The 23,422-nt window shown below is 68.6% G+C and carries 22 protein-coding genes and 1 tRNA gene; 17 read left to right on the top strand and 6 right to left on the bottom strand.

The window, feature by feature from the left end:
* Positions 1 to 447, top strand: a 447-nt coding sequence (locus AXK61_RS08340) for an ATP-binding protein (RefSeq protein ID WP_197466772.1), incomplete at its 5' end; no start/stop codon positions are given.
* 484 nt (positions 448 to 931) lie between these two features.
* Positions 932 to 1,231 carry a hypothetical protein gene (locus AXK61_RS08335; RefSeq protein ID WP_156485612.1) on the top strand — a complete coding sequence of 100 codons (300 nt, stop codon included), beginning with the start codon at positions 932 to 934 and terminating at the stop codon, positions 1,229 to 1,231.
* Between the two features lie 300 nt (positions 1,232 to 1,531).
* On the opposite strand, the gene AXK61_RS08330 is transcribed toward AXK61_RS08335, so the two are convergent.
* Positions 1,532 to 1,735, bottom strand: a complete 204-nt coding sequence (locus AXK61_RS08330) for an excalibur calcium-binding domain-containing protein (RefSeq protein WP_068571919.1) — start codon at positions 1,733 to 1,735, stop codon at positions 1,532 to 1,534.
* A 219-nt stretch (positions 1,736 to 1,954) separates the two neighbouring features.
* Here AXK61_RS08330 and AXK61_RS08325 point away from each other — a divergent pair, with 219 nt between their 5' ends.
* Entirely contained in the window at positions 1,955 to 2,902 is a 948-nt protein-coding gene (locus AXK61_RS08325) for an esterase/lipase family protein (protein WP_068572814.1), read from the top strand.
* Here the strand turns inward: AXK61_RS08325 and AXK61_RS08320 are convergent.
* The 4 genes from AXK61_RS08320 to AXK61_RS08305 all read right to left on the bottom strand — a co-directional run bounded on the left by AXK61_RS08320 (position 2,872) and on the right by AXK61_RS08305 (position 6,211).
* Entirely contained in the window at positions 2,872 to 3,894 is a 1,023-nt protein-coding gene (locus tag AXK61_RS08320) for a cation diffusion facilitator family transporter (RefSeq protein ID WP_082789272.1), read from the bottom strand. The two genes, AXK61_RS08325 and AXK61_RS08320, sit on opposite strands and share 31 nt — an antisense overlap.
* 79 nt (positions 3,895 to 3,973) lie before the next feature.
* A complete protein-coding gene (locus AXK61_RS08315) occupies positions 3,974 to 4,378 on the bottom strand; it encodes a RidA family protein (protein WP_068744733.1) in 405 nt (134 codons plus the stop codon).
* Between the two features lie 58 nt (positions 4,379 to 4,436).
* Positions 4,437 to 5,183, bottom strand: a complete 747-nt coding sequence (locus AXK61_RS08310; RefSeq protein ID WP_068744732.1) for an IclR family transcriptional regulator — start codon at positions 5,181 to 5,183, stop codon at positions 4,437 to 4,439.
* Positions 5,180 to 6,211, bottom strand: a complete 1,032-nt coding sequence (locus AXK61_RS08305; protein WP_068744731.1) for a sugar kinase — start codon at positions 6,209 to 6,211, stop codon at positions 5,180 to 5,182. The genes AXK61_RS08310 and AXK61_RS08305 overlap by 4 nt, the downstream gene beginning before the upstream one ends.
* 120 nt (positions 6,212 to 6,331) lie before the next feature.
* On the opposite strand from AXK61_RS08305, the gene AXK61_RS08300 reads away from it, so the two are divergent.
* The 11 genes from AXK61_RS08300 to AXK61_RS08250 all read left to right on the top strand — a co-directional run bounded on the left by AXK61_RS08300 (position 6,332) and on the right by AXK61_RS08250 (position 19,718).
* Positions 6,332 to 7,585, top strand: coding sequence for a type III PLP-dependent enzyme domain-containing protein (locus AXK61_RS08300; protein ID WP_068744729.1), 1,254 nt, complete (start codon positions 6,332 to 6,334; stop codon positions 7,583 to 7,585).
* 12 nt (positions 7,586 to 7,597) lie between these two features.
* Positions 7,598 to 9,199 carry an N-acyl-D-amino-acid deacylase family protein gene (locus AXK61_RS08295; RefSeq protein WP_068744727.1) on the top strand — a complete coding sequence of 534 codons (1,602 nt, stop codon included), beginning with the start codon at positions 7,598 to 7,600 and terminating at the stop codon, positions 9,197 to 9,199.
* A gap of 2 nt (positions 9,200 to 9,201) precedes the next feature.
* Positions 9,202 to 9,840 (top strand): bifunctional 4-hydroxy-2-oxoglutarate aldolase/2-dehydro-3-deoxy-phosphogluconate aldolase, encoded by a 639-nt coding sequence (locus tag AXK61_RS08290; RefSeq protein ID WP_231855478.1) that lies wholly within the window; start codon positions 9,202 to 9,204, stop codon positions 9,838 to 9,840.
* Between the two features lie 26 nt (positions 9,841 to 9,866).
* Positions 9,867 to 11,261 carry a GntP family permease gene (locus AXK61_RS08285; protein ID WP_068571930.1) on the top strand — a complete coding sequence of 465 codons (1,395 nt, stop codon included), beginning with the start codon at positions 9,867 to 9,869 and terminating at the stop codon, positions 11,259 to 11,261.
* A 133-nt stretch (positions 11,262 to 11,394) separates the two neighbouring features.
* Positions 11,395 to 13,035: a phosphoglucomutase (alpha-D-glucose-1,6-bisphosphate-dependent) gene (pgm, locus tag AXK61_RS08280; RefSeq protein ID WP_068744725.1), complete on the top strand. Its 1,641-nt coding sequence runs from the start codon at positions 11,395 to 11,397 to the stop codon at positions 13,033 to 13,035.
* 44 nt (positions 13,036 to 13,079) lie between these two features.
* Positions 13,080 to 13,820 (top strand): DsbA family protein, encoded by a 741-nt coding sequence (locus tag AXK61_RS08275; protein ID WP_139057977.1) that lies wholly within the window; start codon positions 13,080 to 13,082, stop codon positions 13,818 to 13,820.
* A 90-nt stretch (positions 13,821 to 13,910) separates the two neighbouring features.
* Positions 13,911 to 13,983: transfer RNA gene (locus tag AXK61_RS08270), tRNA-Ala, on the top strand.
* Positions 13,984 to 14,389: 406 nt separating this feature from the next.
* Positions 14,390 to 15,577: a GGDEF domain-containing protein gene (locus AXK61_RS08265; RefSeq protein ID WP_139057978.1), complete on the top strand. Its 1,188-nt coding sequence runs from the start codon at positions 14,390 to 14,392 to the stop codon at positions 15,575 to 15,577.
* A 307-nt stretch (positions 15,578 to 15,884) separates the two neighbouring features.
* Positions 15,885 to 16,448 (top strand): alkyl hydroperoxide reductase subunit C, encoded by a 564-nt coding sequence (ahpC, locus tag AXK61_RS08260; RefSeq protein ID WP_068571937.1) that lies wholly within the window; start codon positions 15,885 to 15,887, stop codon positions 16,446 to 16,448.
* Positions 16,449 to 16,576: 128 nt separating this feature from the next.
* Positions 16,577 to 18,157, top strand: coding sequence for an alkyl hydroperoxide reductase subunit F (gene ahpF, locus AXK61_RS08255; RefSeq protein WP_068571939.1), 1,581 nt, complete (start codon positions 16,577 to 16,579; stop codon positions 18,155 to 18,157).
* Positions 18,158 to 18,353: 196 nt separating this feature from the next.
* Positions 18,354 to 19,718 (top strand): DUF445 domain-containing protein, encoded by a 1,365-nt coding sequence (locus tag AXK61_RS08250; protein ID WP_231855477.1) that lies wholly within the window; start codon positions 18,354 to 18,356, stop codon positions 19,716 to 19,718.
* A 56-nt stretch (positions 19,719 to 19,774) separates the two neighbouring features.
* Here AXK61_RS08250 and AXK61_RS08245 read toward each other — a convergent pair whose 3' ends face one another.
* A complete protein-coding gene (locus tag AXK61_RS08245) occupies positions 19,775 to 20,752 on the bottom strand; it encodes an Abi-alpha family protein (RefSeq protein ID WP_068744721.1) in 978 nt (325 codons plus the stop codon).
* Between the two features lie 231 nt (positions 20,753 to 20,983).
* On the opposite strand from AXK61_RS08245, the gene AXK61_RS08240 reads away from it, so the two are divergent.
* From AXK61_RS08240 to AXK61_RS08230, 3 genes are all read left to right on the top strand, one after another.
* On the top strand, positions 20,984 to 22,381 hold the full coding sequence (locus tag AXK61_RS08240; protein ID WP_068744719.1) for a DUF445 domain-containing protein: 1,398 nt from the start codon (positions 20,984 to 20,986) through the stop codon (positions 22,379 to 22,381).
* A gap of 90 nt (positions 22,382 to 22,471) precedes the next feature.
* Positions 22,472 to 22,729, top strand: a complete 258-nt coding sequence (locus AXK61_RS08235) for a hypothetical protein (protein WP_068571945.1) — start codon at positions 22,472 to 22,474, stop codon at positions 22,727 to 22,729.
* A gap of 128 nt (positions 22,730 to 22,857) precedes the next feature.
* Positions 22,858 to 23,415 (top strand): polyhydroxyalkanoate synthesis regulator DNA-binding domain-containing protein, encoded by a 558-nt coding sequence (locus AXK61_RS08230; RefSeq protein ID WP_068571948.1) that lies wholly within the window; start codon positions 22,858 to 22,860, stop codon positions 23,413 to 23,415.
* Positions 23,416 to 23,422: the final 7 nt, after the last annotated feature.

The raw sequence follows: 23,422 nt of genomic DNA, 5'->3' as shown, positions 1-23,422 counted from the left end.
ACCCACCTCGCGGTCGGGCTCGCGCATGCCGCAGTGCACGCCGGATACCGCACCTACGTCACCACCGCCGCCGACCTGGCCGCCCGCTGCCACAAAGCGGCGATCGAAGGCCGCTGGTCGACGACCATGCGGTTCTTCGCTGGCCCGACGCTGCTCGTCATCGACGAACTCGGCTACCTCCCCTTGCCCGCCGAAGCCGCATCAGCGTTGTTTCAGGTTGTCGCGCAACGGTATCTGAAAACATCGATCGTCATCACCACCAACCGATCGGTCTCCGAATGGGGCGAAGTCCTCGGCGACACCACCGTCGCCGCGGCCATGCTCGACAGGCTCCTACACCGCTCCGTCGTCCTCAAACTCGACGGCGACAGCTACCGACTACGAGACCACCACGCCCGCAACGAAACCCACCGCACAGCAATCGCACCCAGCCGCCGACCGCTATAATCCGACCGCACCCAGGTGAGGAATTTCAATGAGCATCACTGGGGACTTTCGATGAGCCTGATCAGTGTGCGACACCGAGACGGTGACAGAGTGGTCACGAGCATGACGGCGCAAGAAACTTCAACTAACGGAATTAGTGTATTGGGACAAGTTGCTGTGCGGCGCGGCGCAGTGACGGCGCATAATAGCGCGATCACATACGGAGTCCGCTGGGAAAAATCGGAACGCTCATGGAGAGTGTGCAACTTCGGTGACGATCTATCCGCTGGCTGATTCGGTTCGTTCCACCGACGGGACCATCTGGGCGATCGCGGACCTGCCGCCTGAGGTGGCACTAGCGCACGTGGACGGGCGGAACGAGGCTGAGTGAGTCATCGACATCGCGAGCTATGAGGGAGCGCCCGAGGTGGTGCGGTAGCTCCGTGACGGTCGCGGGACGCTCAGATGTGCCCTGGTGATGGGTGCGACTGCCATACTTCGCAAGATGAGTGAGACGACGGTGCGGTGGGTGTGCGATAGCTGCAATGAGTGGATTGAAGATGCGGGCGCTGCGGAGGTGATCTTCACGTACGACTCGTCTCGGGCGAAGGGTCACCGCATCGTGCATAAGAGCATGGGAGAGCGGAACTGTTCGGACGTGTCGGCGTTGAGCTATGGGCTGGAAAGCGTGCTGGGGGAGGACGGTCTCGCGCGGCTGTTGTCGGACGCTGAACGGTCGGACATTGCCTCGCTGACCGGGGTGACCCACCGCGTGCATGTTCCCTACTACGAGGCAGCGCGTTAGCACTTCGGTGAGTCACTCTGGCAGGAGCGCTACGCGGCGGATGCCTACCCGTACGTCCCCACCACGCTGCGAGAGTTCTTTGAAGGAGAGCGAGGGCAATGACTAGCTGTCCCCGCATTCCCCGTGAGAGCCTCCGCATTTACCGTGATCTGTCCGTACTACTAGGTAATACACCGAAGTTCAGGCGGGGTGGCGAGCCTCCCACCAGCGGGAACGTACAGGTTCTTCAATTCCCGGCGGCTCCACAGAGAGCGCCCTCTGACCGGCAGGTCAGGGGGCGCTTTCGCGTTCGCGCTGCGGCTACTTCTCGCAGGCGATCCCGTCGCCGTCGCGGTCGAGCTTGCTGCTGTAGCCGGGCTGGCCCTTGAGGATCGGGGCCTTGCCGGCCTGGCGCACCTCGGTGCAGTTCTTGTAGACGGGATCGGCGTTGGACGCCGCGGCCGGGAGGGCGAGCGCGGCGACGGCGAGCGCCGCCGCGACGGCGCGGATGAGGGAAGTGGACATGCGAACTCCTGCAGACCGGGTGGGGGACGACGATCGCGGGACGGTCCCTCTCCCGCGATACCTGTCGGTGTACGCCTTTGCGGAGGCAACTCGATCGCCGGATATGAGTAATTAGTCGGGAAAGTGACCGTTGGTCACGATTCGCAAGGGCTCGACGATATGGAACAAGTTCTAGAAATCTTCCACGCACGGTTCGGGGCTCGGCTACCTTCTGTGATCATGAACCTGCGTTCCGTCTGGCGACGGGCGGCCGCCGCGGCCGCCGCCGCGGCGTTCCTGCTCGCGGCACCGTCGTACGCCGAGCCGTTGCCCGAGAACTTCAGCTTCTTCGGCGGCATACCGTCGGAGCTGACGAACCCGAACGGGTCCCTGCCCGGGACCGACGACTACTCCTGCAGGCCGACGGTGCGCCACCCCGACCCGGTCGTGCTGGTGCACGGCACCGGGGGCGGGGCGCAGACCAACTGGGGCGCCTACGCGCCGCTGCTCAAGAACAACGGCTACTGCGTGTTCTCCTTCACGTACGGCGCGCTGCCCGGCGCGCCGTGGCCGGCGAATCAGATCGGCGGCACCCGGCCGCTCGCCGTGAGCGCCCAGCAATTGAAGGCCGTGGTGGAACGAGTTCTGTCGGCGACGGGCGCGAAGAAGGTCGACCTCATCGGCCACTCGCAGGGAACGCTCATGCCGTCGTACTACCTCAAGCGGCTCGGCGGCGCCGACAAGGTGGGCAAGTACGTCTCGCTCGCGCCGCTGTGGCGGGGGACCGGCGGCGATCTCGGGCGGGCGGCGTCGGTGTTCGTCCACGGTCTCGGCGTCCGCGACCCGTACTTCCCGGTGTTCGAGTCCATCGGCGACATGCTGCCGGGCTCGCGCTTCCTCGACGACCTGTGGTCCGGCGGCTCGCCGTACGTGAAGGGCGTCGAGTACACGAACATCTCGACGCGCTACGACGAGCTCGTGCTGCCGTACACGAGTGGCCAGGTCCCGGGGCCGGCCGGGATCGGCGTGCGCAACATCGTCGTGCAGGACACGTGCGCGCAGGACTTCTCGGACCATCTCGCGATCGCGGGGTCGCGTCGGGCGGCGTACATGGTGCTCAACGCGCTCGACCCGCAGCACCCGCGGGCGGTGCCGTGCTACGTGGTCCCGCCGTTCTCCGGGGCCTGAACCGGGGAATGGCCCGGGCCGCACCCGGCGGCACCGTCGGCGGCCCGACCGCGTGACGGGGCCGGCCCGGCGGAGTAGGGCTCGCCGTGCGGGTCACCGCAGTGGTCCTCGGCACCCGCGTGATCGACCTGTAGTGTCGCGTGCTCGATGTCGTGCTCGTCGTGCAGCATGCTGCTGATGCTCGACCGGACGGCGTGGCAGTCCGCGCCGGGTGTCACGAGGACGTGCGCCGACATGGCCGGCTGTCCCGAGGTGATCTCCCAGATGTGCAGATCGTGGACCTCGACGACCGACGCGACCGCGGCCACGTCGCGGCCCACCTCCGCCGGGTCGACGCCCTCGGGTGCGGCCTCCAGGAAGATCCGGCCGGACGCCTTGACCAGGCCCCATCCCGCTTTGAGCATGAGTGCCGCGACCACGAGTGCGGCGATCGCGTCCGCTCGGCCCCAGTTCGTGGCCCAGATGACCGCACCCGCGATGGCGGTGGCGATGAACGCGTACAGGTCGTTGAGGATGTGCTGGTACGCGCCCTCGACGTTGAGGCTGCTGCGGTTCGCGCGCCGGATGCACCAGGTCGCGGCCAGGTTCACCGCGCACCCGGCAAGGGCGGTGAAGAACACCAGGGGCCCGTCGACATCGGGCGGGCTGATCAGTCGGGAGAGCCCCTCGTAGACGAAGAACGCCGCGAGCAGCAGCAGCGTGATCCCGTTGGCCTGCGCCGACAGGATCTCGACGCGTTTGAATCCCCACGTGTAGCCGCCGCGCGCGGGCTTCGCCGCGAGCCGGATCGCGACCAGCGCGAGCACGATCGCGGCGGCGTCCGTGAGCATGTGCGCCGCGTCGGTGATCAATGCGAGTGAACTCGCCAGGATGCCGATCGTCACCTCGAGGGCCATGAAGCCCACGAGCAGCGCGAGCGCGATGCTCAGCCAGCGCTTGTCGGCGTCGGCACTCACGCCGTGGTCGTGCCCGCCGTGTGCGTGCGCACTCATCTCAGCCCCGATCGTCGTCCGACTCGTCGCGTCGACCATACATTGCGATATGCGCATGTATCAACCGGGGCGGTGGCGATCAGTCGAGAACGGCCAGCGCATCGATCTCGACCAGCATCACCTCGTGCGGCAGGTCGACGAACACCGTGGTGCGGCAGGGCAGAGCGGTGCCCTCGGGGACGTTCTCGGCGATGAACGCGCCGTACACCTCGTTCATCGGGCCGAAGTCGTCGCGCGTGGTGAGGTACACGCGGAACATCAGCACGTCCGCGACCGACGCGCCGCCGGCCTCGAGGATGGCCTTCACGTTCTCGAGCGTGCGCCGCGTCTGCTCCTTGACATCGCCCTCGGCGATGTACTGGTTGGTGGCGGGGTCCATCGGGCCCTGGCCCGAGACCTGCAGCATGTTTCCGCGGCGCACGCCCTGGCTGAAGAAGTGCGCAGGAGCGGGGGCGTCGGTGGTCGAGACGGCCATCGAGGTCATGGTGATTTCCTTTGTTCTCGTGGGTGTTCCGGTGTTCCCCGGGTTCGCCGGGGAGGCTTCAGCGCGGGCGGTAGCCGCAGTCGGCGGAGATCGCCGCGCACGTCGTGCGCAGCGGCTCCAACAGGTCCAGCAACCGGTCGAAGGGCAGCACGACGTCCGGCACGGACACCGACACGGCGGCGACGACGGCCCCGGACGCGTCGCGCACGGGCGCTGCGATGCAGTTGATCGACGGCTCGTTCTCCTCGCGATCGGCGGCCCAGTCCTGCTCACGGACCGTCTCGATCTCGTGCAGGTAGACGCCGGGATCGACGATGGTGTTCGGGGTGCGCCACGCGAAGTCGATGCCCGCGACGAGCGGACGCAGCTCGGCATCGGGCAGCGCCGCGAGGATCACCTTGCCGACGGCGCTCGAGTTCAGGTTCGCCTCCATCCCGACCCGCGAGTACATCCGGATCAGGTCGCGCGACTCGAGCTTGTCGATGTAGACCACCGCGTCGCCCTCACGGGCGGCGAGGTGGGTGGTGCGGCCGTACTCACGGTTGAACGCCAGCAGGTGGGGCGCCGCGATCTCCCGGATGCCCCGCTGCTCGGACGCGCGCGCGGCGAGATCGAAGACGCGCGATCCGAGGTGGTAGCGGTGCGCCTCGTCGTGATACGCGAAGCGCGCGTCGGTGAGAGGGCGGAGCAGCCGGAGCACCGTGGTCTTGTGCACGCCCAGCTCTTCGGCCAGCTCGTCGAGAGTGGCGGGGCCCTCGCCGAGCAGGCGGAGGATCTCCAGCGCGCGGGTCAGGCTCTGGCTCATGCGGCTCCGCTCTCCCGCGGTGGCGGGAAGTCCGTGCCACCCACGCGGACTCCGCCGGGGCCGACGTGCGCATCCGCCCAGTCCTGCTCGTCGCACGCGAGCAGCGCGGCCATCGCTTCCGGAGGGAGTACGGCGAAGTCGGCGCGCACCGTCAGCGTGGCGGCTGCACCGGCGTGGCCCCGCCGCAGGCAGGTGCGCATGTCCTCGTCGTGCGCCAGGCCGTGCAGGAAGCCGGCGGCGAAGGAGTCGCCGGCACCCACCGGTTCGACGACCTCGACCGACAGCGCGGGAACCGAGACCTGCGAGCCGTCGCGCGCCACCGCGATCGCCCGCACGGCACCGTCTTTGACGATGACGGTGCGCGGCTCGGGGAGCAGTGCCCGGACCTCCGCCGGTTCGCCGGTCCCGAGCACCCGCTCGGCCTCGTCCGAGCCGACGAGCACCACGTCCGCGAAGCGGGCCAGCCGGATCACGAGGGACGGGTCCCCGCTGGGCCAGAGCTGTTCGCGCCAGTTGACGTCGAAGGTGACGGTGCCCGGCACGCCGGTGCGGTCGCGCAGGAGTACGAGGGTCAGTTCGGCACACGACGCGGACAGGGCCGGCGTGATGCCGCTGGTGTGCACGATGTGCGCCCGGGCCAGCGCTTCCGCGACCGCGGGGCGGGAGAGGTACGCACTGTCCATGCCCGCGGCGGCGCTGCCGGCGCGCCGGTACGTGCTCGCGGTCGTCGGTTCACCCGTCGCGTCGAGCCCCTCGGTCTTCGCGTACCGGCCGGTGAAGCCCGCGCGCTCCACTTCCACGCCGGCGACGTCGACGCCGTGCGCGCGGAGGTGCTCCACGATCCGCGCGCCCTCCGTGTCGCCGCCCACCCTGCTGATGAACGCGGTCCGCGTGCCGAGTACGGCGACGCCCGCGGCGACGTTCGCCTCCGCGCCGCCGGCGTGCATGGCGGGCTCGGGTGCGTCGAGCGCGGCGGCCGACACCAGTGCCAGCGGTTCGCCGAGGCAGGCGATCCAGGGTTCCGTCACCGTCTCGCGCCTTTCGGAAATCAGGTGGTTGTGCAGGGCCTTGGAGCGATGCTACCGTCTGTGACACATATCACGCAACGGCGATTGCGATATGTGCAACGTAGCAGATGAGGGAGTGAAATGGCCAACGGGATCGACGCGCGACCGCACGTGCTGAGTGTGGTCGACAAAGCGGTGCCCGCGTGGGCGAACGGCATGAACACCGCTGATTTCCTCGCGCGCGCGCCGCATCTGGCCGATCTCTCCACGCCCGTTCTCGTTCTGGACCGCGCGGCCATGGCCGGCAATGTCGCCGAGTTCGCCCGCTGGACCGCGGCGCACGGTTTCGACCTCGAGCCGCACGGCAAGACCACGATGGCCCCGGCCCTGTGGCAGGACCAGCTCGACGCGGGGTCCTCCGCCATCACCATCGCCAACCTGCCGCAGTTGCAGGTCGCGGTCGCCGCGGGGTTCCGGAACCTGCACGTGGCCAACGCCATCGCCGATCCGGCGGGCCTGCGCTGGCTGGGCGAGGCGCTGGACGCGGACCCGGCGCTCGAGGTCGTGCTCTGGGCCGACGGGGTCGGCACCGTCGACGCGCTCGAGCGAGGTCTGGCGGGCGCGACGCGGCAGCCGACCGTCCTCGTCGAGCTCGGCGGGCCGGGCGGCCGGACGGGCGCGCGGAGTGTCGATGAGGGGTTCGAGATCGGAAGGCGCATCGCAGCGTCGGACCGCCTCCGCCTCGGCGGCGTCACGGGGTACGAGGGCGCGTTCGCGCACGACACGAGCGCCGAGGCGCTCACCACGGTCGACGACTACCTCCGCGGGCTGCTCGAGTTGCATGCGCGGCTGCGTCCGCTCTACCCCGAGGGCCGGATCGTCGTGTCCGCCGGCGGCAGTGCGTATTTCGACCGGGTCGCCGCGATCCTCGGCGGCGTCGAGGACGCCCGCGTCGTCGTCCGATCGGGGGCGTACATCATCCACGACGACGGCTTCTACCGCGGCATCACGCCGTCGGGCCGTGAGGCGGACGCGCCGCGGCTGCGTTCGGCCATGCACGTGTGGGCACGGGTCATCTCCCGGCCCGAGCCCGGCCTCGCTCTGCTCGACGTGGGGCGCCGCGATGTCTCCTTCGACGAGGGTCTGCCCGAACCGCAGGTGGCGGCCGCGGGGCTCGGCGCCGAGACCCGCCCGATCGACGCGGTGATCACGGCCGTCAACGACCAGCACGCCTTCCTCCGGCTCGCAGCCGAGGACCCGCTGGTCGTGGGCGACGTGGTGCGGCTCGGCCTGAGCCACCCCTGCACCGTCTTCGACAAGTGGCGCGTCATCCCCGTCGTCGCCGACGACGGCCAGGACCCGCAGGTCGTCGACGTCATCTCCACGTACTTCTAGGGCGGGGCACGCATGCACGACATCCTGATCCGCGGCGCGGCCGTGGTCGACGGCACGGAGACGCCGCGCTACACCGCGGACGTCGCGATCGCCGAGGGCGTGATCGCCGCGATCGGCCGCGACCTCGGCGCGGCGCACCGCGTGATCGACGCCGGCGGCCTGGTGCTCAGCCCTGGCTTCATCGACATGCACGCCCATTCCGACCTGGAGGTTCTCCTCAACCCGGCGCACCCGTCGCGGATCACCCAGGGCGTCACCTGCGAGGTCATCGGACAGGACGGTCTGAGCTACGCACCCGTCTCCGACGAGACCCTCGCGGTGGTGCGTCGACAGATCGCCGGCTGGAACACCGACCCCGCGGACTTCGACTTCTCGTGGCGCACCGTCGGCGAGTACCTGGACCGGCTCGACGAGGCCGGCACCGCCACCAACCTCGCCTACCTGGTGCCGCACGGGCTGCTCCGCGCGCTGGCCCACGGTTTCGACGACGGCGTCGCCGCACCGGCCGAGGTGCAGCGGATGCAGGAGATCCTGGCGCAGGGGCTGCGCGAGGGTGCGGTCGGCCTCTCGACGGGCCTCACCTACACCCCGGCCATGTACGCCGACGACGCCGAGCTGGCCGCGCTCCTGCGCACCACGGGAGAACTCGGCGGCTACTTCTCGCCGCACCACCGCAGCTACGGCGCGGGCGCGATGGAGGCGTACGCCGAGATGATCGAGCTGTCGCGGCGCACCGGTTGCCCGCTGCACCTCGCGCACGCGACGCTCAACTTCGGCCCGAACAAGGGCCGTGCTCCGGAACTGCTCGCGCTGCTCGACGAGGCGGTCGCCGCGGGCGCGGACATCTCGCTCGACACCTACCCCTATCTGCCCGGTGCCACCACGTTGGCCGCGATCCTGCCCAGTTGGGCGGCGTCCGGCGGGGCCGATGCCACTCTCGAACGCCTCCGCGACCCCGAACCGCTCGCGCGGATCCGGGAACACCTCGAGCACACCGGTTCCGACGGCTGCCACGGCGTGATCGCCGAGTGGGAGACGATCGAGATCAGCGGTGTCGGCGGCGAGGCACTCTCGCACTACGTGGGCCGGACCATCGCGCAGATCGCCGCCGACGAGGCTCGCGACCCGTTCGAGGTCTGCGTCGGCATCCTCCTCGAGGACCGCCTGGCCACGGGGATCCTGCAGCACGTGGGCCACGAGGAGAACGTGCGCGCCATCATGGGGCATCCCACGCACACCGGCGGCAGCGACGGTCTGCTCGTCGGCGGCAAGCCGCACCCCCGCGCCTGGGGCACCTTCGCCCGGTACCTCGGGCACTACAGCCGTGACCTGGGGCTGATGAGCCTCGAGGAGTGCGTCGGCCACCTCACGGGCCGTCCCGCCCGTCGCCTGAAGCTGGTCCGACGGGGCCTCGTCCGCGAGGGCTACGCCGCCGACCTGGCGCTGTTCGACCCCGACGCGGTGATCGACCGCGCGACCTACGACGCCCCGCGCACGCCCGCCGCGGGTTTCACGCACGTCCTCGTGCGCGGTGTCCCCGCGCTCGACGACGGCGAGCCCACCGGCGCGCTCGCGGGCGGCGCGCTGCGACTGACAGACGAAGGGGTCCTGTGACCGTGTCCGAATCCACCGCCGGGGCGCCCGGCCTGCTCGCCGACCTCACCGCCGACCGGGCGCTCACCGTGGTGCGCGCGCCCGCGCTACCCGACGCCGCGGCCCTGTGTCGCGCCCTCGCCGAGGGCGGCATCCGCACCGTCGAGCTCACCTTCACCACACCCGGCGTGCTCGGCCACCTGGAGCGCGCGGCCACCGTCGAGGGGACGAACCTCGGAGTGGGCACCGTCCGCACCGCCGCACAGGCCCGCGACGCCGTGAACGCCGGCGCCCGGTTCCTCGTGACCCCCGACGTGAACGAGGAGGTCGCCGAGGCGGCCCGCGACCTCGGCACCCCGATCTTCCTCGGCGCCCTCACCCCGACCGAGGTGGCCCGCGCCGCGGCACTGGGCTCGGTCGCGGTGAAGATCTTCCCCGCCAAGGCCTTCGGCCCCGGCTACCTCAAGGACCTCCACGGCCCGTTCCCCGGCCTGCCGCTGCTGCCCTCGGGCGGCGTCAGTGAGGGCAACGCCCGCGAGTTCCTGGGCGCCGGCGCCGTCGCCGTCTGCGCCGGCACCTCCGTCGTGCCCCCCGACACCGTCGCCGCCGGCGACTGGGCCGACATCACCACCCGCGCCGCGCGCTTCGTCGCCGCGCTCTGACCCTTCCAGAACGGGAGAACCCACCCATGTCCTCGGCCATGCACTGGCTGCAGCACGAGACCGGGGGTCTACTGACCCTCGCCGCGGTATCGATCGTGGTCCTGCTGCTCCTCATCATCAAGGTCAAGCTCGAGCCGTTCATCGCGCTGATCATCGTCTCGGTGGGGCTCGCGCTGATCGCGGGCGTCTCCGTGGAGAAGCTCGTCGGGTCACCGCAGAAGGGGGCCGCGCAATCGATCCTGGAGACGGGCTTCGGCGGCATCCTCGGGCACATCGCACCCATCATCGGTCTCGGCACCGTTCTCGGAGCGATCCTCGAACGCTCCGGCGGTGCCGACGTGCTCACGAGTTGGCTGCTGAAGCTGTTCGGCCCCAAGGGTGCGCCGCTCGCGATGGGTGTCACGGGCCTGATCCTCGGCATCCCGGTGTTCTTCGACATCGGCATCTTCATCCTCGCGCCGCTCGTCTACGTGGCAGCCAAGCGCGGCGGCAAGTCGCTGGTGATGTACGCGCTGCCCATGCTCGCGGGCCTGTCGATGACGCACGCCTTCCTGCCGCCCCACCCCGGTCCGGTGGCGGCCGCGGGCCTGCTGCACACCTCGCTCGGCTGGATCATCGTCATGGGTCTCGTCTGCGGCATCCCCGCCTGGTTCGCCTCCGGTGTCGTGTGGGGCACCTGGATCGGCAAGCGCGTGATCGTCGACGTCCCGGAGGAGCTGGTACCCGAGGAGAAGCACGCCTCCGCGAACCCGCCCGGCCTGGGCCTGATCGCCTTCGTGATCCTGGTCCCGATGCTGCTGATCCTCGGCGCCACCTTCGGCAGCGTCACCCTGCAGCAGGGCTCGATGCCCTACTCGATCTTCGTCTTCCTGGGAACGCCGGCGATCGCACTCACGATCGCCGTCGTGCTGGCCTTCTACCTGCTCGGGATCCGGCGCGGCATCACGGCGGTGCAGCTCGCCGAGATGACCGGCAACGCCCTGCGGCCCATCGGCATGATCCTCCTCGTCGTCGGTGCGGGCGCGCTGTTCGGTGCCGTGCTCAAGGCGACCGGTGTGGGCACGGCCCTCACCCAGTCGATGAGCAACCTCGGCCTGCCGCTCATCGTGTCGGCCTACCTCGTCAGCTGCGCGCTGCGCATCGCGCAGGGCTCGGCGACGGTGGCGATCACCGCTACGGCCGGCATCATCGGCGAGACGGTGGCCGCGGGCAACTACTCGCAGGCGCAGATCGCCCTCATCGTCATCGCCATCTCGGCCGGCTCGATCATCCTCAGCCACGTCAACGACGGCGGCTTCTGGATCGTCGCGAAGTACTTCAACATGACTGTCAAGCAGACCCTCATGACGTGGTCCGTCCTCGAGACGGTCCTGTCCGTGGTCGGCTTCGCGATGGTGCTGATCGTCTGGGCGATCGTCTAGCGCCGGGGCGCCGCGGTGACGGGTACCGGCCGTCGCCGCGGTTCCCGCGCGCGGAGGCGCTCGCGCGGATACGTTTGAGCTCCGGCCCCGCGCGATCCGCGGCGCCGTCCCGGACAGATGAGGTGGACTGAAGATGGCTCATTCGCGTGCCGGCCTGCCGGCGCTCCCCGAAGACCTGATCGACGTCGAAGCCGTTCGCGCGGCGTACTATTCGATCGTTCCGGATCCGGGGAACCCCGACCAGCGCGTCGCCTTCGGCACCTCCGGGCACCGGGGCACCTCGCTGAACGGCAGCTTCAACGAGAACCACATCGCGGCCACCACGCAGGCCATCGCCGAGTACCGCGCGGCGCAGGGCGTGCGGGGCCCGCTGTACCTGGCCAAGGACACCCATCTGCTCTCGGTGCCCGCCTGGGAGACCGCCGTCGAGGTGCTCGCCGCCAACGGCGTCACCACCCTCATCGACCACGACGACCGCTACACGCCCACGCCGGCGCTGAGCCACGCGATCCTCACCTTCAACCGGTCCCATTCCGGTGTGGAGGCCGACGGGATCGTGGTCACCCCGTCGCACAACCCGCCCGCGGACGGCGGCTTCAAGTACAACCCGCCCAACGGTGGCCCCGCCGACACCGACGCGACCGGCGCGATCGCGGCCCGCGCCAACGAGATCCTCGAGGGCGGCCTGCGCGAAGTCCGGCGGATCCCGCTGGCGCAGGCGCTGGCGTCGGACTTCGTGCAGCGCTTCGACTTCCTGGACTCCTACGTCGGCGACCTGCCGTCGGTGCTGCACCTGGACAGGATCCGCGACGCGGGCGTGAGGATCGGCGCCGACCCGCTCGGCGGCGCCGCCGTCGGCTACTGGGGCGCGATCGGCGATCGCTACAACCTCGACCTGACGGTGGTGAACCCCACGGTCGACCCGCAGTTCGCGTTCATGACCCTGGACACCGACGGCAAGATCCGGATGGACTGCAGCTCCCCGAACGCGATGGCCTCGCTGATCGCGAACAAGGACCAGTACGACATCGCGACCGGGAACGACGCGGACTCGGACCGGCACGGGATCGTCACGCCGGACGGCGGGTTGATGAATCCGAACCATTACCTCGCGGTGGCCATCGACTACCTCTTCGCCTCCCGCAACGGCTGGCGCGACGACGCGGCCGTCGGCAAGACGCTCGTCAGCTCCTCGATGATCGACCGGGTCGTCGCCGAGCAGCAGCGCACGCTCCTCGAGGTCCCCGTCGGCTTCAAATGGTTCGTGCCCGGCCTGCTCGACGGCAGCGTCGGGTTCGGCGGCGAGGAGTCCGCGGGCGCCTCCTTCCTGCGGCACGACGGCTCCGTCTGGACCACCGACAAGGACGGCATCATCATGGCGCTGCTGGCCTCGGAGATCCTCGCGGTCACGGGCAAGAGTCCGTCGCAGCACTTCGCGGTGCTGGGGGAGGAGTACGGCGTGCCCGCCTACGCACGCACCGACGCTCCGGCCGGCCGCGAGCAGAAGGCGGTCCTGTCGAAGCTGTCGCCGGAGCAGGTGACCGCCGACGAGCTCGCGGGGGAGCCGATCACGGCGAAGCTGACCCGCGCCCCGGGCAACGGTGCGCCCATCGGTGGGCTCAAGGTGACCACGGAGAACGCGTGGTTCGCGGCCCGGCCGTCCGGTACCGAGGACGTGTACAAGATCTACGCGGAGTCCTTCAAGGGGCCGGAGCATCTCGCGCAGGTCCAGGCGGAGGCGAAGGCCCTCGTCGACGGGGTGCTCGGCGGATAGCCGTCTGACCTGGGAACTCGCCGACTGCAGCTATTGTGGTCGGCGTGAGCAAGCCTAAGAACGCCAAGTACGTTCCTGTGAAGCAGTCCAACACCATGACCTACGTGCTGGGCGGCATCGCCGTCCTGGTCGTGATCGTGGTGGTCATCGGCGGCGTGCTGCTGGTCAGCAAGAACTCGGACAAGCCCTCGGACCAGGTCGCGAGCAAGCTGAACGCCGCAACGCCGACCTTCGTCCTCGGCAAGGACGACGCCCCGACCAAGGTGACCTTCTTCGAGGACCCGTACTGCCCCGCGTGCGCCAGCCTGGAGAACCAGTACGGTGCCAAGATCACGGCGGCGATCGAGGCGGGAAAGGTGCAGGCGCGGTACTTCATGGTGAACTTCCTCGACCGCAACAGCCCGTCGGGTGACTACTCCGACCGCGCTGTGGGTGCGATGCTGGCCATCTCCCGGTCGTCCCTCCCCGACGATCAGAAGCAGAAGGCACTGATGGGCGCGCACACCGTGATGTACGCGCAGCAGCCCGAGGAGGGCAAGGGCGACAAGACCAACGCCGAGATGGCCACGATGTTCGCCGGGGGCGCGAAGAGTCTCGGCGTCGACCTGCCGGCCGACGTGACCGCGGCGATCACCGAGGGCAAGTACACCGCCGACGGCAAGTCGAGCGCGAGCGAGAACTTCTCCCTCATGACGTCCATCGGCAGCCAGGGCACGCCCACCGTTGTGCACGACGGGAAGATCGTCGACCTGAAGGGCGACGACCTCGCCAACCTGCTCAAGTGAGAAACAACCGCTGACCAGCCGATTTGGTGCACGCGAGCTGGCTCCTGTAATGTTCTCCGGGCGGGAAACCGCAGGTGAACAACGTAATACGGGGCTATGGCGCAGCTGGTAGCGCACCACACTGGCAGTGTGGGGGTCAGGGGTTCGAGTCCCCTTAGCTCCACAGGTTCGCAGAAGAGAGCCCCCTCCGAGATTCTCGGAGGGGGCTCCTTCGTGTCCGCCCACCTCCGACCCCGTCCGGATCCGCCTCGAGAAGGCGGATCCGGCACCGTCGTCGTGTAGTCCGAACGGATGAATCTCTTCCGGCGCTCGAGGTGGAGCCGCCGCTACCCGGCGGTGCTGACCTGCTTGAAGACTCAAGCGTTTTGCGACCTCACACAGCGCTTGCGATATCACTACACATGTTCAGTAACGCCCATGTGTTTCACTACGAAGAGCCAGGTGTCCGATGGTGCGAATAGTGAGGGGGCGTTGGTGGAGAACTCGCCGATGCTGACCGTGGTTGTCGATGCTCGAGTGTTGTCGTGAGATCGGCGTGCATCAGACTGTTCCTCCAGATCAGGCACATCGTGACGACCTGGTGGCGCGGCGGGCCCGACTATCAGCAGCGCATCGCCTACTTCGACAGTAGGGGACTGCTCCGCGGCTTCCAGCTCGTCGTCAGCGCCTGCGCGCTCGTCCTCGGTGGGCTCGCGGCGAACCTGCTCCTCGTCGATCAGGCCGACGCTCCGAGCTTCTACGTCGTCGTGCAGGTGATCGGCGCCGTGACCGGCCTCTTCTGGGCGATGCGGTGGCAGGTGCGGCCGGTTCCGTCCGAATCCGGTGCCATGGTCTTCGTGGTGACCTCCGACATCCTGATCGTCGCCGTCTCGGCGACCGACCTCGACGTGATGGCCGACGCCTTCGGGCTGTCGGCGCTCACCCTCGTCGCGATCTTCGTCGCGTTCGTGCTGTCGCCGGCGCAGTTCATGGCGAACGCCGGGATCTGCGCGGTCGCGATCGCGGTGTTCGCGGTGGGTTTGTATCAGTCGTACGGCTGGCCGGAGACCGCCCTGAAGGTGACACTGCTGGGGATCACCACGATCGCGGTGCCGGCCTCCGTGCAGATCGGCCTCGCCTTCCTCTCCCAGGACGCCACCGAGTCCGACACCGATCCGCTGACGCGGACCCTGAACCGTCGAGGGTTCCATCGCGCGACGGGAGTCAAGATCACCAATCGCGCGGCGGGCAGGCGGGAGGTGTCGGTCGCGTTGATGCTGGTGGACGTCAACGACTTCAAAGCCATCAACGACGTGCACGGACACGAGGCCGGCGACGCCGTCCTCACGCGCGTCGCCGACGTCCTCCGCGACGTGACTCAGGGCGGGCTCGTGGCACGGCTCGGTGGCGACGAGTTCGTGGTCCTCATGGCCGGTCGAGCTCGATCGCGCTATGTGCGGATCGCCAACCGGATCCACTGGTCCATCGAATCCGAAGCGGGTCTTGCCGGAGTGCCGGTCACCGCCAGTATCGGGGTGGCGATCGGCGACATCGCGGTCGCCGATGAGGAGGCCGCCGTCAGTCTGTTGCTGAACCGCGCGGATGAGGCGATGTACGAGGCGAAGCGGGGCGAGCAGCCCGTCGTGATCTCGACGGTGCTCGACTATCCGGCGCTGGGGGTGGTCCCGGTCGACGTCGAGCGCGTCGCTCCCGTCGTGGGGCGGACCGGCCGTCAGTGCCGGCGCCGGCGGACGCCGACCGAGGCGCGCGCGAGCTGACCCGTCCACGATCCGCGCGGTGTGGCGGAGGTGACGTCGCGTCCGGACGGCGGCGCGGCATCGTCGGCGGATGGCGAAGATCACCTGGTTGACCTGCTGTGATGACGGCGATGCCGCGTGCGTCAGACGTCAAGCGGATGCGGTCGTGATGAGAATCACCAGCGTGTGATTGGCGCGCCGCAAGCCCTCCAACTGGGTTGATAGGTATCGGTGATGACTGTCCCAGGACGAATCGACTTGTCCGATAAATTCATCCGACCTACTGTCGATCGCGAACCCACAGGTACCGAACGAAACGAGGACGCACGTGTCGCTGATCAACAAGCAGATCAAGCCCTTCACCGCCGAGGCATTCAAGAACGGCGACTTCGTCACCGTCTCCGACCAGGACATCGCGGGCAAGTGGGCCGTCTTCTACTTCTACCCGGCGGACTTCACCTTCGTGTGCCCGACCGAGCTCGGCGACCTCGCCGATCACTACGCGGAGCTGCAGGGCCTGGGCGTCGAGGTGTTCTCGGTCTCGACCGACACCCACTTCACCCACAAGGCGTGGCACGCCTCCTCGGACACCATCGCCAAGATCGAGTACGCGATGATCGGTGACCCGAGCCTGCAGATCAGCACCGACTTCGAGGTGCTCCGCGAGGGTCAGGGCCTGGCCGACCGCGGCACCTTCCTCGTCGATCCCGACGGTGTCGTCCAGTTCACCGAGGTCACCGCGGAGGGCATCGGTCGCAACGCCGCCGAGCTGGTCCGCAAGGTCAAGGCCGCGCAGTACGTGCGCTCGCACCCGGGCGAGGTCTGCCCCGCGAAGTGGGAAGAGGGCGCCGAGACCCTCGCTCCGTCGCTGGAGCTCGTCGGCAAGATCTAGTCGCCGAGGCCCGAACACCCACCGGGCTCTCGTCGTTCGGCACATCCGCGGGGCGGGGATCACCACCCGCTCCGCGGCCGTGCTGCCACCTCGCTCGCATCTCACAGGAACAAGAGGATCGGATCACCATGCTCGAAGCCGCACTCGCCACCCAACTCAAGGGCCTGCTCGCCAACGTCACGATGCCCGTCGAGCTCGTCTCGACGCCGGGCGACGGCCCCAAGTCGGCCGAGCTCGTGGAGCTCCTCGACGAGATCGCGGGCATGTCCGATCACATCCGGCACGACCGGACGGGCGACGACCCGCGGACCCCGTCGTTCCTGATCCGCCGCGCCGGCACCGACATCGCAGTGCAGTTCGCGGGAATCCCGCTGGGGCATGAGTTCTCGTCCCTCGTGCTGGCGCTGCTCCAGGTGGGCGGCCACCCGTCGAAGGAGGCGGCCGACCTGCTCGAGCAGGTGCGCGACCTCGAGGGGGAGTACCACTTCGAGACGTACTTCTCGCTGTCCTGCCAGAACTGCCCCGACGTCGTGCAGGCGTTGAACCTGATGTCCGTCCTCAATGCGCGGATCACCCACACCGCGATCGACGGTTCGCTGTTCCAGGACGAGGTCGACAGCCGCCGCGTGATGGCCGTCCCGACGGTGTTCGTCAACGGCGAGCTCTTCGACTCCGGCCGGATGAACCTCGAGCAGATCGTCGGCAAGCTCGACTCCGGCGCCGCCGAGCGCACCGCCGCGTCGTTGGGTGAGAAGGATCCGTTCGACGTGCTCGTCGTCGGCGGCGGTCCGTCCGGCGCGACCGCCGCGGTCTACGCCGCCCGCAAGGGGATTCGCACCGGCGTCGTCGCCGAGCGGTTCGGCGGCCAGGTCCTCGACACCATGGCGATCGAGAACTTCACCTCGGTCTCGTACACCGAGGGCCCGCGGTTCGCGGCTGAGTTGGAGAGCCAGGTCCGCCAGTACGACGTGGACATCATGAACACCCAGCGCGGCGCGACGCTGAGCCGCGACGAGGAGTCGGGGATGATCTCCGTCGGCCTGGCGAGCGGCGCCGAGCTGCGCTCGCGCACCGTCGTGATCTCGACGGGCGCCCGCTGGCGCTCGATGGACGTCCCCGGCGAGGCGGAGTACCGCAACAAGGGTGTCACCTACTGCCCGCATTGCGACGGTCCGCTGTTCAAGGGCAAGCGCGTCGCCGTCATCGGCGGCGGCAACTCGGGCGTCGAGGCCGCGATCGACCTCGCGGGCATCGTCTCCCACGTCACCCTCATCGAGTTCGACTCGGAGCTGCGGGCGGACCAGGTGCTGCAGCGCAAGCTGCGCAGCCTGCCCAACGTCGACGTTCTGGTCAGCTCGATGACCACCGAGGTCGTCGGCGACGGCGCCAAGGTGACCGGGCTGAACCACAAGAGCCGCACCACCGACGAGGCCCACTCGCTGGAGCTCGACGGCGTCTTCGTCCAGATCGGCCTGCTACCGAACACCGAGTGGCTCGAGGGAACGCTGGAGCTGAGCCCGCGCGGCGAGATCGTCGTCGACGGGGCCGGGCGCACCTCGCTCCCGGGCGTTTTCGCGGCCGGGGATTGCACGACGGTGCCGTTCAAGCAGATCGTCGTCGCCGCCGGGTCGGGCGCGACGGCGGCCCTCAGCGCGTTCGATCACATCATCCGTACGGACGTCCCGGCGGAGTCCGCCACCGTCGGCTGACTCCCTGATCATGACGAGGGGCCGGGCCGTGCGCTCGGCCCCTCGTTCGCTTCGGTGAAAGCCCGGACACGGGTGCCGTCGGCCAGCTAATTTCTGAGTTGGCAGACATTGGCTCCAACGATCCCTGGGACAGCCCGGCGGGTCGTCTAGCACGGACTTCACCGGCCGTGCCGTGGTCAGGCGGGAGTTGGCACGGATGCACACCGACATGATGGCGGTTTCGGGGATCATCGACTGGGAGAGCCTCACCGGGCAGTCGAAGTTCGTGATCGACATCGTGAGCATCCCGATCTTCAGCGCGATCGCCGGCCTGATCACCAACTGGACCGGCGTCATCATGCTGTTCTCGCCCAGCAACTTCACCGGGTTCTACGTGCCCGGCCTCGCGGCCCTGTTCCGGTTGCTGCCGCGGAAGGTCCAGATCCTGCCGATCTTCGCGCCGGGCGGGATCCTCGGCTTCCAGGGCTTCATCCCGTGTCGCGCGGAGAAGATGGCCAGCCTCCTCGTGGACATGTCGATCTCGCGGATCGGCAGCGTGGGCACGTTCTACCAGGAGCTCGAACCCGACAAGATGGCGGAGTTCATGGCCCGCGAGGCCAGGCCGCACGTCCGCCGCATCGCCGTCGACGCGATCGAGACGCAGTACAAGTGGCTGTGGGACACGATGCCGGCGCCCCTGCAGGACAACGTGATCGCGACCATCGACAAGCGCGTACCGCAGATCTCGCAGCGCGCGTTCCAGCGGGTGGGCGAGCACATCGACGAGCTGCTCGACGTCAAGCTGATGACCGTCAATCATCTGCGGCGCAACCCGGCGGTCCTCAGCGAGATCTTCCAGGGCATGGGCAAGCCGGAGCTGCGGTTCATGGTGAAGATCGGCGCCCTCGGGTTCTTCTTCGGCATCCCGCTGGCGCTGTACCTGTCCTGGGTGCACATGTCACATCCGCCCGTGCTCAGCGCGATCCCGTCGTGGCTGGTGGTGCTGTGCGGCGCCGCGATGATCGGCGTGATCGTGAACATCCTCGCGATCAAGATCGTCTTCGAGCCCGGCGATCCGCAGCCTCGGTACAAGTACCTGTGGAAGCAGGGGATCTTCCCGAAGCGTCAGCACGAGGCCGCGGCGCAGGTCGCGGACATGATGTCGGAGAAGGTTCTCACCGTCAGCAATTTCTCGCACGAGCTGTTGTTCGGCGCGAGCGGCGACAAGACGGCCGCGTATCTCGCCGAGGTCATCTCGGAGGAGCTCGACGCGATCTTCACGCCGGTCGCCACCACGGTGGGCCGCACCATGGGCATCGTCGACCTCGACCTGCTCGAGCGCAAGGTCAGCCAGGAGATCGTGGACCTGACGCCCGAGCTGTTCTACGACAAGGAGTTCAACGAGGAGAAGGCGAAGAAGATCGCCGCGTTCTCCACGAAGAAGTTCCGCGAGCTCAAGCCCTCCGAGTTCAGCGAGATGCTGTACGCGGCGATCGAGCAGGACGCCTGGCTGCTGTACGCGCACGGCGGGCTGCTCGGCGTCTTCGTCGGCGGCGCGCACATCTTCCTGTTCGGGGCCTGAGCGCGTCGGTTCCGCTCTCGGGCCCGACGGTGCCCCTCCGCCCGTCGGGTAGGGGCTCAGCCGGCGTCGGCGAGCTCCTGCGAGCGCGTCCCGTTCCCGGGGCCCGTCAGCTTCCTGCCGTGCGGTCCGCGCTTGCCGAGGTACTTGTCCCGGCGACCGTCGTCGGCCCATCCGCCGGCGTTGTACTCGTCGAGGTCGAACGCCATCCCGATGAACTGCGAACCGAACGCGGTGATCCGGATGCTCCGGAAGATCGTGTGCGCCTTCTTCACGCTCTCGATCGCGTGCACCGCGGCCGGCTGCACCTCGAGGAGCGCGTACCGGCGGTAGTCGTCCACGGGCTCGTCGGACATCTCCAGCAGTCCGAGCCGGTGCAGGTTCGCGAAGTAGCTCCGGTCCTGTTCCGGCCGTTCGCAACCGGACATCTCGGCGACCATCGACAGGTCGCCGAGGAGGAGTTCGGAGCCGATCATGAAGAGCGTCTTGGTGCGGACGTCGATGAGCGGCTGGGTGCCGGCCTTGCCCATGAATCGGAGGATGCGGGCCTCGTCGGGGAGCAACTGGTCGACGATGTGGCCGAAGGACGGGTGATGGTCCTCGAGTCCCTTGTTCGGACGTTGCGAGAGCCGGATGAGCGCGTTGCCCCGCTTGCGCAGGCCCGCTGGCGACGACCGCCGCGCCGATCCGAGGCCGCCGAGGAGGCCGCCGTCGACGAGCCCGGTGATGTCGCCCAGGCCGAGCGCTTCCGCGCCCTGCTGGAGTGGGGCGACCGCGGCGGTGGCCATCGTGGTGGCCGGCTCGAGGACGGGCTCGACGATCGGCAGCGCGGTGTCGCTCAGTTTGCCGACGGCGTCCGACAGCGTGGCCCCGGTGATCTGCTCGAGTGGTGCCGTGAGACCCTCGGCGAGGTGGCCGAAGAGGGGGATGCCCCCCAGACCGCCGCGTGGCCGGGGGGAGTCGCCGCGTGCGGCGTCGTCCTGCGACGGCGACCCGTCGGTCGGTGACTTCTTGTGCTTCTTACCCTTGTCCGACATCTGATTCCCGCCCGTCGATGGCCCGGCCCGTTCATGCTAGCCAGGCCGCCGCCCGCCCGGACGTTTTCCGCTGAGAACCTGCGGCGAAGGGATGGCTTCGCAGCGGTGCGAGGTTCATCGATCGACGGCCACGACAGGCGCAGTTGGGGCTGGTGCGAACTCCGCCGAACCGCCACGGGCACTGCCTTCGCACGCACACAATACGAGGCACTGCGCAACCCGGAGGTGTCCATGCAGTCCTGGTCAGAGATCGTCTCCGACTTCGGCCGGAACTGGCCGGTCTACGTCTCCATGCCGATCATCGCGGCTCTCATCGGCTACGGCACCAAGCTGGTCGCGATCAAGATGATGTTCCGGCCGCAGCGGTTCAAGGGCATCGGGAAGCTCGGCTGGCAGGGCATCATCCCGCGGCGTTCGCAGCAGATGGTCGACGTCCTCTGCGACACTCTCACGGGGCGCCTCATCTCCGCCCGCGAGATCGCCGAGAAGGTCGACGGTGCCGAGGTCGCGGCGCTGGTCGAGCGGCCGCTCCGCGCCGAAGTGGCGCGGATCGCGCGCGATGTACTGCCCGAGTACCAGCCCACGCTGTGGCATGTTCTGCCCCCGGTCGCGCAGGACCTCGTCATCGAACGGGTGCAGGACGCCGCACCCGACGTGGTCGTCCGCATCACCGAGGCGATCACCGACGACGTCGACGAGCTCTTCGACCTCAAGGCGATGGTCACGGAGGAGTTCCTCGCCGACCCGGACACGCTGGAATCGATGTTCCTCGACGTCGGGCGCCGCGAGTTCGCGTTCATCCGGCGCAGCGGCCTGGTGTTCGGCTTCTGCATCGGCCTCGTGCAGTTGCTGGTGTGGGCGCTGTTCCACAATCCGTACGTGATGCCCCTGTTCGGCCTCTTCACCGGCTGGTTCACAGACTGGGCGGCGCTGCGGCTGATCTTCAACCCGAAGGTGCCCACGAAGTACCTGGGCGTGATCACCTGGCAGGGACTGTTCCTCAAGCATCGCATCCCGGTCTCGCAGGAGTACGGCACTCTCATCGCCACGCGAGTCCTGACCTCCGACCGCCTGATGCGTGCGGTGTTCACCGGGAAGAACTCGCCGAAGGTGGTGCTGGTGGTCGCGGACGTGATCGAGGACGCGCTCCGCGACGGTCTCGGTGACCTGGAGCAGCTCGCCGGGATCGATGCGGCGGCGATGCCGGTCCTCAAGGACCTGGGCCTCGAGGCACTGCCGGGGCTCGGCGCGCTCGGTGGTGACGCGGACGAGCTCCCGGTCGGGGGACTGCTGGGACTGGTCTCGGGGGTGCTGAGCAGTCCGGTCCGCGGGGCCACGGGGTTCGGTCTCGACGTCGTGCACGTGCAGTCGATGTGCCAGGCCGCCGCGTCCGACATGGTCGCCGTGCTGCCGAAGGTGCTGACCGGTGCGGAGGACTACCTCACCCGCGCCATGGAGATCCAGCCGATCATGGCCGAGAAGATGGCGGCGATGACGCCGGAGGAGTTCGAGGGTGTGTTGCGGCCGGCGTTCCAGGCCGACGAGCGGACGCTGATCGTGGTCGGCGCGATCCTCGGCTTCCTGGTCGGCGAGCTGCAGGTCGTGCTGGTGGAGCATCTGACCCACTGATGAGATGTGAGCTGCATCACAACGCATTGCGTAATATTTACGCGCCGCGTAATTTCTTCATTACGCAAACGCGTAAGAAACGAACACAGCATGGAGGACATCATGGGCAACAGCACCACGTCGAAGAAGGCCGCCACCGAGCCGTCGATCAGCAAGTTCCTCTCCGGCGTCGTCGGCAACACCAAGGACCTCGTCGACAACCTCATCGAGAACGTCGAGAGCGCCGAGAAGAGCGCCCGTAAGGGTGTCAACAAGATCGCCAAGAAGGACATCAAGAACCTGCGCAAGCAGACGGAGAACCTGAACGACCAGGTCAAGAAGCTCTCCAAGGTCACCAAGGCCAAGTGACTCGGGAGCTCGATTCCCACGATCTTCGAGGATCACCCGGGGTACCCGCCGTGCGGGTCCCGGGTGATTCTGCGTTCGGGTCCCCGGCGGTAGGCTCGGGACCGGGCGACGCCCGACGAGGAGGGGTCATGAGCGACGACGAACCGTACCTGATCAAGCGGTACTCGAATCGCAAGCTGTACGACTCGGTCCGGCGCAGGTTCACCACGCTCGACGAGATCGCGTCACTGCTCGACTCCGGCGTCCGCATCGTCGTGCGCGACCACGACGTCGGCACTGATCGCACCGATGAGGTGCTCGCGCAACTCCTGCGGCGCCAGGCGCAGAGTCGTCCTCGCGTCGCCGGATCCGGTGCGTCCAGCCTGCTCGCCGAGTTGCTCCGCGCGCCCGCCGGGGTCGCCCAGTCCGTCGTCGACGGGCTGTCGGCGCAGTCCCAGGAGTCCGACGGTGCGCCCGCCCCCGGTCCGGAGCCCGACGGCGCGGAGGCGCCGGTGAAGAAGTCCGAACCGAAGAAGTCCAAGGTCGGCCGAAAGTCGAAGTCGAAGTCCGCCACGGCGAAAGCCGATGCGGGGGAGGGCGACGACGACCAGCGCGACGAGGAGATCCGCGAGCTCCGGGAGCAGGTGAGCGCGCTGACCGAGGCGGTCACGCTCCTGCTCAAGGAGAAGACCGACCGCGCGGAGTAGTCCCGTG

The sequence above is a fragment of the Tsukamurella pseudospumae genome (genome assembly GCF_001575205.1).
Taxonomy (GTDB): domain Bacteria; phylum Actinomycetota; class Actinomycetes; order Mycobacteriales; family Mycobacteriaceae; genus Tsukamurella; species Tsukamurella pseudospumae.
The sequence above is the reverse complement of the archived record's forward strand: the minus strand, read 5'-3'. Positions and strand labels throughout refer to the sequence as shown.